Here is an 11,519-nt window from a genome sequence, read left to right on the forward strand (position 1 = left end):
TCGCGCCTGTCTGGTCAGATGCCTGTTGAGGCTTCGATCTTCGTTGAATCATTGGTCTTTTCAGCCGGCACCTTGGTTTCGGCAGCCGGCGCTTTTGTTTCCGAATCCTGGGTGGATTCCGCTTGCTTCGGCGTATCCTTGGCCTGCTCACGGGCAGCCGGTGCCGTCTCGGTCCCCTCGCTCTTGGCGGGAGCGCCGGAGATCGCAAAGCGCATCCGCATCCAGGCGCCGCGCTGGCCATCCCGGAAGTCGGAGGCATCCTTCAGTTCGATGCGGCCGCCATGGTCTTCCAGCACGCGGCCGACGATCGCAAGCCCAAGGCCGGTGCCCTTGGCTCGCGTCGTCACATAGGGCTCGAGCAGCCGCGAGCGCGCGACCTTGGGCAGGCCGATGCCGTTGTCGACGACGTCGATCAGCACGTCCTCGCCCTCGCGGGAGACCACGACGTCAATGCGGCCTTTTCCGAGTTCTTCCGGCGGAACCTGCTCGATCGCCTCGGTGGCGTTCTTGACGATGTTGGTGACCGCCTGCGAGATCAGCCGCCGGTCGAACTGGGCGCGGAGCGGATCGTCCCTGAACTCGACCTCGATATCGATCTCGGGATGGGCGACCTTCATCAGGAACACCGCTTGCCGCACGGTGTCAGCGACGTCCTCGCCCTCCATCACCGGCTTCGGCATCCGCGCGAAGCGCGAGAACTCGTCGACCATGCGGCGGATATCGTCGACCTGGCGCACGATGGTGTCGGTGCACTGCTCGAAGATCTGCTTGTCCTTGCCCTCGGTGATGTCCTTGCCGAATTTGCGGCGGATGCGCTCGGCCGAGAGCTGGATCGGCGTCAGCGGATTCTTGATCTCGTGGGCGATGCGGCGCGCCACGTCGCCCCAGGCCGAGGTACGCTGCGCCGACACGAGCTCGGTGATGTCGTCGAGGGTGATGATGTAGCTGTCGTGCGGCTGGCTGGTCTTCTCGGCGCTGACACGGACCGAGAGGTTGCGCTCCTGCCCGTCGCGCGTGATCGTGATCTGGCCCTGTACCAGGCGCTGGGTCCCCTCCCGCGCGGTCTTCATCATCTCGTCGAGTTCGGGCAGCACGTCTGACAACGGATGGCCGAGCGTCTCCGCTTCGGAGTGCCCGATCAGCTTCTCGGCGGAGCGATTGAGGATGCCGACGCTGCCTGAATTGTCGACGCCGATGATGCCGGCGCTCGCGGACGACAGCACCGCTTCGATGAAGCGGCGGCGGCTGTCGATGAGGTCGCTGGCATTGACGAGTTCGTCGCGCTGGCTGCGCAATTCCTGCGTCATCTTGTTGAAGGTCTCGCCGAGCTGGGCGAGATCGCCCTCCGACTGGTGCACCGGCACCTTCACATTGAGGTCGCCGGTCGAGACGGTGTGGGCCGCGTTCATCAGCCGCCGGATCGGTGCCACCAGCGAGTTGGCGAAGTTCAGCCCGATCAGCACCGAGGCCATCAGAATGGTCAGCGCGATCACCGCGAACATCAGCGCAAACGCGACCTGGATGCCGAGCCGCCGCGACTCGATCTGGGCGTATTCGGCGACGCTCACCTCGGTCTGCTTGAGCTGGTTGACGACGTTCGGGTCGAGCGGACGGGCGACATAGAGGAAGGTGTCGCTGAAGGCGCGCAGGCGGATCACCGCGGCAACGAAGCTCGCGTCCGGCAGCACCGCGATCTCGGGCTCGGATTCGTTGACGTTGCTGAGGAAGTCCGGCGCCGGCGGCGAATAGGCCAGCCGCATGCCGGTGTCGGCGGATTCCAGGATATTGGTGTCCTTGTCGATGATCATCGCGCCCGGCAAATTGCGGGAGCTGGCGCTCGCCGCCAGCAATTCGCGAAACGAGCGGCGATCCTGATCATAGAGCGGCCGGGCGTGCGCGATGTCGTTGGCCATGCCGAGAATGTCGCCGCGGATCAGCTGCGCATGGTCCTGCATGTAGGCCCGTGCGATCGTCAGCGAATTCTGGATCACCTCCTTGGTCGGCCCCGAAAACAACCGGTCGAGGCCGCGCTCGAGCGTGACGTTGGCGACGACGGCAACGAGCACCGCCGGCAGCACCGCCACGATCGAGAACAGGCTGACGATCTGGACGTGGAGGCGGGCTGCGGCCCGGCCCCGCCGCCGTGCCAGAATCAGCTGCCAGAGCTCGCGGACGATGATCCCGACCAGCAGGAGGATCGAGCCCGCATTGAGCAGGTAGAACGAGCGGACCACCTCGGGCGTCGGATCGATCCGCGTCAGGCCGGTCAGGACCACGAAGGTCAGCAGCGCCGACAGCATCGCCAGCGCCACGGCAAACGGCGCCAGCCAGCGTCGCACCGACCAGCGCCGGGGCTCTTCCGCTGGGGCCGTGTCAAAGGATGCGGCCGAGGTGTCTGCGCTGGTCATTCCGGCAATGGGTGCTGAAAAACTGGGTCCGCCGCGGGCGGATACTGATGTATTCGTACCACATTGTTGCCGAATTGCGACAATTCCGCGGCGCCCCCGCCGCGATGGACCCGCGCATCCACAGGCCGGTCGCCCGGCAGGCCTCACCAGCGGGAACGGTTTTCCGCCCCTGCGGCTTGACCCGCATGGACAGGTTCTTCCTTGCAATGATGGTATCCGCGGTTTTGCTGCTGATCGCGGCGGCGGGCCTGCTTGTTAACGGGCCCGGCCTGCACGAGCCGACGGCAAACATCGTCGCCGCGCAGCCAGCATCAAGCCGCCTTGTCAGATGAGCGAGACGTCGCGCCCTGCGGCCCAACGACCAAAACCTGCGTCCCTGCGGAACATATCGGCCCGATTCGGACTTCTGCTCACCGCGTCAGCCACACTGGCCAGCGCGATCCGGACAGGCTCAGCTCACCTTTGGTAGGGGGAGCTGAGCCACCGTCGCGCTAATGCATTCAGCGTTTGTCGCGAGACTAGCCCCCGCTCCGATAGACCTGGATATCGAGATCCCGGATCTTCTTCCGCAGCGTGTTGCGGTTGAGGCCGAGCAGATCGGCTGCGCGGATCTGGTTGCCGCGGGTGGCCGCGAGCGCGGCCGTGAGCAGCGGCACCTCGATCTCCTTGAGGATGCGGTGATAGAGGCCCGGCGGCGGCACGCCGTTCGGAAAGCCCTGGAAGTGCGAGGACAGATAGGCCTCCACCGCGCCGCCGAGATTGTCGACGCCCTGCTGGACCGCGGCGCCGGAGCTGACCGAGGGCGGCGCGAGCTCGCCGTCGATGACGGAGGCCGTGATCACGTCCTGCGGATAGAGCGCGGCGAGGCGTCGCGCGAGGTTTTCGAGCTCGCGCACGTTGCCGGGCCAGCGATGCTGCTTCATTCGCTCCAACGCCAGCGCGTCGAGCTTCTTCGGCGGCAGGCCGTCCTTCTCGGCCAGCGTGAAGAAGTGTCGGATGAGATCGGGCAGGTCCTCGATGCGCTCACGCAGCGGCGGCAACCGCAGCGGCACGACGTTGAGGCGGAAGAACAGATCTTCGCGGAACAGGCCCTGCTGGATCAGCACGCGCAGATCCTTGTTGGAGGCCGCGACGATCCGCACATCGGTCTTGATCGGGGTGCGACCGCCGACGGTGGTGTATTCGCCCTGCTGCAGCACGCGCAGCAGGCGGGTCTGCGCCTCCATCGGCATGTCGCCGATCTCGTCGAGGAACAGCGTGCCGCCCTCGGCCTGCTCGAACCGGCCGGAAGCGCGGGTGTTGGCACCGGTGAAGGCGCCGCGCTCATGGCCGAACAGTTCGGACTCGATGAGATCGCGCGGGATCGCCGCCATGTTGACGGCGACGAACGGGCCGTTGCGGCGCTTGCCGTAATCGTGCAGCGCGCGCGCCACCAGTTCCTTGCCGGTGCCGGACTCGCCCGTGATCATCACGGTGAGGTCGGTCTGCATCAGCCGCGCGAGCACGCGGTAGATTTCCTGCATCGCCGGCGAACGGCCGACCAGCGGGATCGCCTCCATCTCGGCGTCTTCGTCCGGCGTCGTGGTCCGCTCCTTCGGCTCGGCGAGCGCGCGGCCGACGATGGCGATCAGCTCCTTCAGGTCGAAGGGCTTCGGCAGATATTCGTAAGCCCCGCGTTCGGAGGCGCGGATCGCCGTCATGAAGGTGTTTTGCGCGCTCATGACGATGACCGGCAGATTCGGCCGCATCTTCTTGATCCGCGGCAGCAGGTCGAAGGCGTTTTCATCCGGCATCACCACGTCGGTGATGACCAGATCGCCCTCCCCCTGGCTGACCCAGCGCCACAGCGTTGCGGCATTGCCGGTGAGCCGTACTTCATAGCCGGCGCGGGACAGAGCCTGGTTGAGAACCGTGCGGATGGCGGTATCGTCATCAGCTACGAGAATGCTACCTGCGGGCATTGTTAATCCTCATTTTGCCCCCTGAGATGCAGACGACGACTTCCCGGCAGAGCCGTCGCGACTGCTGTGATCGGCATGTTTCACCGATGTGGAATACATCGGCATCAGCACGCGGAAGGTGGTTTTGCGCGGCTGAGATTCGCATTCGATGATGCCCCCGTGATCGCCGACGATCTTGGCGACCAATGCAAGACCCAGGCCTGAGCCGGTCTGCTTGGTGGTCACGAAGGGATCGAACAGGTTGGGCAGAAGATCGTCCGGCACGCCTGGTCCATTGTCCCTCACGCAGAATTCGAGCGGCAGGGATACACGGGATTTTTGACCGGGGACTGACAGGCGCACGCCGGGACGGAATGCGGTGGTGAGCTGGATCTCGCCGTCGGGAACGTCGATCAGCGCCTCGGCGGCGTTCTTCACCAGATTGAGGAACACCTGGATGAGCTGGTCCTGGTTCGCCAGCACCGGCGGCAGCGAGGGATCGTAATCCTCGACGAAGCGGATGTTGCGGGCAAAGCCCGACTGCGCCAGCCGCTTCACGTGATCGAGCACGGAATGGATGTTGACGGGGCCGCGCACCACGGGGCGCTCGTCGCCGAACACCTCCATGCGGTCGACCAGCGTCACGATGCGGTCGGCTTCGTCGCAGATCAGCCGCGTCAGCATGCGGTCCTCGGACGAGGCCTGCTGCTCCAGCAGTTGCGCCGCGCCGCGGATGCCCGAGAGCGGGTTCTTGATCTCGTGCGCCAGCATCGCCGCCAGCGCGATCACCGAGCGGGCGGCGCTGCGATGGGTGAGCTGGCGATCCATCTTGTCGGCGATGGAGCGCTCCTGCAGCATCACCACGATATGGCCGGGCCGCTCGGTGAGCGGGGCGACATGCAGATCGACCTGCCGGTCGCCGCCCATGCGCGGGGTGCCGAGATCGACCTTGTACTCGTTGACCGGCGAATTCGACGAGCGCACCTGGTCGATCAGCGCCAGCAAGGGGCTGCCGAACGGCACCAGCTCTTGGAGCGACTGCCGCTTCAGGAACTGCGTCGAGATGTCGAAGAAGGCTTCGGTGGCGATGTTGGCGCCGACGATCTTGCCGTCCGGCCCGATCAGCAGGACCGGATTGGGCAAGGCATCCAGGATCGCGTCGCTGTCGGACGGTGGCGGCCGACGATGTTCAGCAGCTGAGCTCATGCAGCAGCGCTCCATGCGAAGTCGTCGAAGGCATCTTGCAGTGACTGGTGGACGCGGCGCGGATCCTCCGACGTGAGGATTGCCTGGCGCCATCCCTTCAGCTTCTCGACCGGCGCACCGCTCGCATCGGCGGCGACGTCGAGCGCCCAGCCGAGATGCTTGCGTGCGTGCCGCAGCCCGACGCGCAGGCCGTAGAGCGCGCAGACACCCTCGTAGAGCGTCCGCACATAATGCAGCTGTGTTTGCAGCGAAGGCGTCGCTTCCGCCGCCCCGCCCTTCAGCCGGCGGCCGATCTGGCCCGGCAGCCAGGGCTGGCCATTGGCGCCGCGGCCGATCATCACGGCATCGGCGCCGGACGCTTCGAGCGCCGCGAGCGCCTTTTCATATGACGTGATGTCGCCATTGACGACGAGCGGAATGGAGATGGCCTCGCGCACCGCGCGGATCGCGTCCCAATCGGCCTCGCCCTTGTAGAACTGGCAGCGGGTACGGCCGTGCACGGTGACGAGCTTGACACCGGCGGCTTCGGCGCGGCGCGCCAGTTCCGGCGCGTTGCGGCTGCGATCGTCCCAGCCGAGCCGCATCTTCAGCGTCACCGGCACCTTCACCGCCGCGATCGTCGCCTCGATCAGGCTGACGGCGTGGTCGAGGTCTCGCATCAGGGCCGAGCCGGACTGGCCTCCGGTGACGTGCCGGGCCGGGCAGCCCATGTTGATATCGATGATATCGGCGCCTTCGGCCTCGGCGATCCGGGCGCCTTCCGCCATCCAGTGCGTCTCGCAGCCGGCCAGCTGGACGACGTGCGGGCCGATTCCGGTCGCTTCGCAGCGCAACCGGGACATCCGATGGCCGTTGGCGAGCTCGTCGCTGGCGGTCATTTCGGAGACGACCAGACCAGCCCCGAGCTCGGCTGCGAGCCTGCGGACGGGCGAGTCCGTCACCCCCGACATGGGTGCCAGGAAGACCGGGGTGGCGACGTCGATATCACCTATTTTCAACGGCTTAGAGCCAGATATTGCCGAGCCGGTCACAGGGGTCTCGTTGACTAGGCAGGGCTTCATCGCGCCTGCCATGACCTATCTTGCGCACAATTCTTGTGCAGTCAAGCGTCATGCCTACAGTTTAGACAGTTCTGCAAATCTTTCAAGTGCAGTGCAACAAAATGCTGTTTCCCACAATCCGGGGAAACCCCCTTTTTTTGCGGGCCTGCCGTGCTAGAGGCATGCCGGTCATCACCCACACCCCGACTCTTTCCATCATCAACTGAGTATTTGAGTCCTATGGCGAAATCAGAGCGCACCGCAGTCGTTCTCGTCGCAGCCGGACGCGGCCTGCGCGCGGGCGCCGGCGGGCCGAAGCAATATCGGACGATCGGCGGTGTGCCCGTGATCTATCGCGCCATGGAAGCGTTCAGCCGCCATGCCGATGTGTTTGCGGTGCAGCCCGTGCTGAACCCTGACGACAGCGCCATGTTCACGGCAGCGGTCGCAGGATTGAAGCACGAGGCGCCGACCGATGGCGGCGCGACGCGCCAGGCCTCGGTGCTCGCGGGTCTCGAAGCGCTCGTACCGCACAAGCCGGACATCGTCCTGATCCACGACGCAGCGCGGCCCTTCGTCTCGGAAGGGTTGATCTCGCGCGCGATCGAGGCGGCGAGCCGCACCGGCGCGGCGATCCCTGCCGTCGCAGTCACCGACACCATCAAGGTCACCGGTGAGAACGGCAATGTCGAGGACACGCCGGATCGCGCGCGCCTGCGCATCGCACAGACTCCGCAATCCTTTCGTTTCGATGTCATTCTCGAAGCGCATCGTCGCGCGGCAAAGGACGGCCGCAGCGATTTCACCGACGATGCCGCGATTGCCGAATGGGCGGGATTGACGGTTGCAACCTTTGAAGGCGATGTTGCCAACATGAAGCTCACCACTCCCGAAGACTTCGTGCGCGAGGAAGCGCGCCTGGCCAGCCTGCTCGGCGACATCAGGACCGGCACGGGCTATGACGTGCATGCCTTCGGCGAGGGCGACCATCTGATGATCTGCGGCGTGCGCGTGCCGCATACCAGGGGCTTTCTCGCCCATTCCGACGGCGATGTCGGCCTGCATGCGCTGGTCGACGCCATCCTCGGCGCGCTGGCCGACGGCGACATCGGCTCGCACTTCCCGCCGAGCGATGCCAGGTGGAAGGGGGCTTCGTCGGACCAGTTCCTGAAATACGCCATCGAGCGCGTCGCGCAGCACGGCGGCCGCGTCGCCAATCTCGAGGTGACGATGATCTGCGAGCGGCCGAAGATCGGCCCCTTGCGCGACACCATGCGCGCGCGCATCGCCGAGATCTCCGGCGTCGACATCTCCCGGGTCGCGGTGAAGGCGACCACCAGCGAGCGGCTCGGCTTCACCGGCCGCGAGGAAGGCATCGCGGCCACCGCGAGCGCCACCATCCGCCTCCCCTGGAGTGTCTAGGCCATGGCCGGCAGCGACGCACGCGCCCTCTCCCGCTCGCTGCTCGACCTGTGCCGGATGCGCAAGCTGACGATCGCGACCGCCGAGTCCTGCACCGGCGGCCTCGTCGCCGGCGCTTTGACCGACATCCCCGGCTCGTCCGATGTGATCGACCGCGGCTTCGTCACCTATTCCAACGATGCCAAGCGCGCGATGCTCGGAGTCGAGGCCGGCACGCTGGCGAATTTCGGCGCCGTCAGCAAGGAGACCGCGACCGCCATGGCGATCGGTGCGCTTGAGCGCGCCGGCACCGATCTCGCGGTTGCCATCACCGGCATTGCCGGCCCCGGCGGAGCCACGCCCGGCAAGCCGGTCGGCCTCGTGCATTTTGCCGTCGCCGCGCGCGATGGCCGCATCGTCCACCGCGAGCATCGTTTCGGCGCGATCGGCCGCAGCGCGGTCCGGCAGCGCTCGGTGGTCGAGGCGCTGCGCATGCTGATGGACCTCGCTCGCGGTCCGGCCCAAACCAAGCCGCGCCGCGCCGCCGCGGCAGCCCGTCTGCGGCCGCGTGTCACGCGAACGCCGCGACGGCATGTGGCCAAGCGCAGGCCGCCGCGCTCGCCAAGGGGATGAAGCCCGTATCTTGGAGGGTGGATTAGCCCTGTGGCTGCGCAAAGCGCAGGTGCAGGGCGTAATCCACCTCGTTTGCCTCCGCTGTGACAGACATGGTGGATTACGCTCCGCTGATCCACCCTACGGACCTACAATCCCTTGCGTTGCCCGACGGGCAAAACACACAAGTCGCGGGTCAATCGGCGCGCGCGAAAATATTCCACTTTACCGAAATTCGGCTTTGGCGTATTCAAGCGTCACCTCACCCCGGTCAGAGGGGCGTATCGCGATCGTCACGAAACGTGGGGTGGGCGGCGGTGGACGCAGGCAGCATCGGCGCGATGGGTATCGCAGGGCGGGCAACCGTGAGCGAGGATCCGCGCGCACACGACCGGTGCGATCCGCGTACGGCAAAATCGTGTGGTCCCGGCGCCCGCAGGCTGGCGCCAAGTCTTGCGGTGATGTGGCGGCCCGACCGGGCGCGTACATCAGCCATCTGCAAGGCGACGGGGGCAATAGTGCATCGCTCCCCGGGGAGAGCACGGCATAAGCCGTCAAACCACTGCGCAGGGAAGGCCGGATGTTTGGCTTCACCTGTATGCCGCTGTGCAGCCTCTTGTAGCGCAACCTTCGCACAGTGGACCGCGGGTGTCAGCCGGCACCCGGTCTTCCCTGCGCCCTCTGACAACAGAGGGTGACATGAATACGCAACAACTCGGACAGGAACTGTCGCGAGATTACAGCGTTACATCCAGTTTTCAAAAAGCACGCAAATCTGTCGAATTCGATCGGGATCGCATACGCAGATGGCGCCACCGAACGTCATGACTGATGTCCGAGCTTGCGCAGGCACATATTGACGCATAATGCTGCTATACGTTGTGATCCGGAATCAACCGGACCAGCATTGTTGGAGGGCGACGAAAAGTGTTCGCTCGCGCCGCGGCCTTCGCCGTCGTGATCATCACCTTGGCCGCCTTTGATGGTGCGGCCGCGCAGACGGCCAACCAGCCGCCGGATACGATGGCCGCGCGGGTGGAGGCTTGCACGCCCTGTCACGGCAATAAGGGCGAAGGCACCAGCGACGTCTATTTCCCGCGCCTTGCCGGCAAGCCCGCCGGCTACCTCTACAACCAGCTCCTCGCATTCCGGAACGGTCGGCGCAAATACCCGCCGATGAACTATCTGCTGGAGTTTCTGCCGGATCCATACCTTCAGGCCATGGCCGAATATTTCGCAGAACAGCGTCCCCCGCTTCCGCCGGCCGGCGCGACCGACGTAGGTCAGCAGGTGCTGCGGCACGGCCAGGATCTGGTTACGCGCGGCGATCCCCTTCGCCAGATCCCCGCTTGCGGGAGCTGCCACGGACCGGCGCTCACCGGGATGGAGCCCGGCATCCCGGGTCTGCTCGGATTGCGCTCCAACTATATCAGCGCTCAGTTGGGCGGCTGGCGCTATGGCACGCGGACGGCGAAGTCACCGGATTGCATGCAGATGGTGGCTGCAAGGTTGACGGAGGAAGACGTCACGGCCGTAGCCGCCTACTTGGCGACGCGCCTTGCGCCGGTCAATTTGGCGCCGTCCCCCAAAGGCACCTATGTCCTGCCCTTCGCATGCGGCAGCGAACCCGAATGAGGAACAGGCTCATGGATTCGGGATCAAGGCTCCTCGTGCTTTTGCTGTTTGTGATGATCACGATCCAAAACGCGCGTGCGCAGGACAATGCCGGCGCAAGCCGCAGCGAAATCGTTATTCGTGGAGAATATCTGGCGCGCGCCGGCGACTGTACCGCCTGCCACACCGCGCCGGAGGGCCGCCTGTTCGCCGGCGGCCGCGCCATGCCGACCCCGTTCGGCACCCTTTACACCTCCAACATCACGCCCGATCGCGAGACGGGTATCGGCAAGTGGACTGCGGAGGATTTCTACAAGACCATGCACTACGGACGCTTCCCGGATGGTGGGCTGATCTATCCGGCGATGCCGTTCGCCTCCTACACCAAGGTCACGCGTGCCGATAGCGATGCGATTTTCGCTTATCTGCGTTCGATCGCGCCGGTAAACCAGACGAACAAGCCGCACGAGCTGCGTTTCCCCTATGACAACCGCCAGCTCATCCTCGGCTGGCGCACGCTGTTCTTCAGCGAGGGCGAGTTCAAGCCGGATCCCAAGAAATCCGCGGAGTGGAATCGCGGCGCCTATCTGGTCGAGGGCCTCGGCCATTGCGGCATGTGCCATTCGCCAATCAACGCGCTCGGCGGCACCTCGCAATCGGACGCCTTCAAAGGCGGCCTGATCCCGATGCAGAACTGGTACGCGCCGTCTTTGACCTCCAATCGCGAAGCGGGTCTCGGCGACTGGAGCATCAAGGACATCACCGACCTGCTCCAGACCGGCGTTTCCATGCGCGGCGTGGTCTACGGCCCGATGGCCGAGGTCGTGCACAACAGCCTGCAATATCTCAACGACGAGGACACCAAGGCGATGGCGGTGTACTTGAAGGGCATCGCGGAGCCCACGCCGCCGCCGCAGTCGAACTCGGCGCTGCCGACCACAGAGAGCAGCCTGCTGATCAGCCTCGGCAAGACGGTGTACGACAAGCACTGCGCGAGCTGCCATGGCACCCAGGGCGAAGGCAAGCCGCCGCACTGGCCGCCGCTCGCCAACAACCAGTCGATCGAGATGCAGTCGGCGGTCAATCCGATCCGCATGGTGCTCAATGGCGGCTATCCGCCGGGCACCAAGGGCAACCCCATGCCTTACGGCATGCCGCCGTTCGCTGGCCTCCTCTCCGACAACGAGGTCGCCGCCGTCGTCTCCTACATCCGCACCGCCTGGGGCAATCGCGGCGCGCCGGTCTCGGCGCGAGAGGCCAACGAGCTGCGCTCCGCGCCGCTGAACTGAGAGGCGCCA

The 11,519-nt window shown here is 65.6% G+C and carries 9 protein-coding genes; 5 read left to right on the plus strand and 4 right to left on the minus strand.

The window, feature by feature from the left end:
• Positions 1-14 precede the first annotated feature (14 nt).
• Positions 15-2,408 carry a sensor histidine kinase gene (locus F8237_RS33535; RefSeq protein ID WP_151650291.1) on the minus strand — a complete coding sequence of 798 codons (2,394 nt, stop codon included), beginning with the start codon at positions 2,406-2,408 and terminating at the stop codon, positions 15-17.
• 47 nt (positions 2,409-2,455) lie between these two features.
• Between F8237_RS33535 and F8237_RS36545 the strand changes: the two genes are divergently transcribed.
• The gene (locus tag F8237_RS36545) at positions 2,456-2,740 is read left to right on the plus strand and encodes a histidine kinase (protein ID WP_151650292.1); all 285 of its coding nucleotides are present in this window, start codon (positions 2,456-2,458) and stop codon (positions 2,738-2,740) included.
• A gap of 186 nt (positions 2,741-2,926) precedes the next feature.
• Here the strand turns inward: F8237_RS36545 and ntrC are convergent, their stop codons facing one another.
• The 3 genes from ntrC to dusB are packed head-to-tail and all read right to left on the minus strand — an operon-like array spanning position 2,927 to position 6,552.
• The gene (gene ntrC, locus F8237_RS33545; protein WP_151650293.1) at positions 2,927-4,369 is read right to left on the minus strand and encodes a nitrogen regulation protein NR(I); all 1,443 of its coding nucleotides are present in this window, start codon (positions 4,367-4,369) and stop codon (positions 2,927-2,929) included.
• Positions 4,370-4,378: 9 nt separating this feature from the next.
• Complete coding sequence (locus F8237_RS33550) at positions 4,379-5,554, minus strand: two-component system sensor histidine kinase NtrB (protein WP_151650294.1); 1,176 nt, start codon at positions 5,552-5,554, stop codon at positions 4,379-4,381.
• Positions 5,551-6,552 carry a tRNA dihydrouridine synthase DusB gene (gene dusB, locus F8237_RS33555; protein ID WP_201280168.1) on the minus strand — a complete coding sequence of 334 codons (1,002 nt, stop codon included), beginning with the start codon at positions 6,550-6,552 and terminating at the stop codon, positions 5,551-5,553. The genes F8237_RS33550 and dusB overlap by 4 nt, the downstream gene beginning before the upstream one ends.
• 282 nt (positions 6,553-6,834) lie before the next feature.
• Between dusB and F8237_RS33560 the strand changes: the two genes are divergently transcribed.
• The 4 genes from F8237_RS33560 to F8237_RS33580 all read left to right on the plus strand — a co-directional run bounded on the left by F8237_RS33560 (position 6,835) and on the right by F8237_RS33580 (position 11,510).
• Positions 6,835-8,016, plus strand: a complete 1,182-nt coding sequence (locus tag F8237_RS33560; RefSeq protein WP_151650296.1) for a bifunctional 2-C-methyl-D-erythritol 4-phosphate cytidylyltransferase/2-C-methyl-D-erythritol 2,4-cyclodiphosphate synthase — start codon at positions 6,835-6,837, stop codon at positions 8,014-8,016.
• 3 nt (positions 8,017-8,019) lie between these two features.
• Entirely contained in the window at positions 8,020-8,628 is a 609-nt protein-coding gene (locus F8237_RS33565; protein WP_151650297.1) for a CinA family protein, read from the plus strand.
• Between the two features lie 906 nt (positions 8,629-9,534).
• On the plus strand, positions 9,535-10,242 hold the full coding sequence (locus F8237_RS33575) for a c-type cytochrome (protein ID WP_151650298.1): 708 nt from the start codon (positions 9,535-9,537) through the stop codon (positions 10,240-10,242).
• Between the two features lie 53 nt (positions 10,243-10,295).
• A complete protein-coding gene (locus F8237_RS33580; protein WP_151650299.1) occupies positions 10,296-11,510 on the plus strand; it encodes a cytochrome c in 1,215 nt (404 codons plus the stop codon).
• The last annotated feature ends 9 nt before the right edge of the window (positions 11,511-11,519 follow it).

This window comes from Bradyrhizobium betae, assembly GCF_008932115.1.
GTDB lineage: Bacteria > Pseudomonadota > Alphaproteobacteria > Rhizobiales > Xanthobacteraceae > Bradyrhizobium > Bradyrhizobium betae.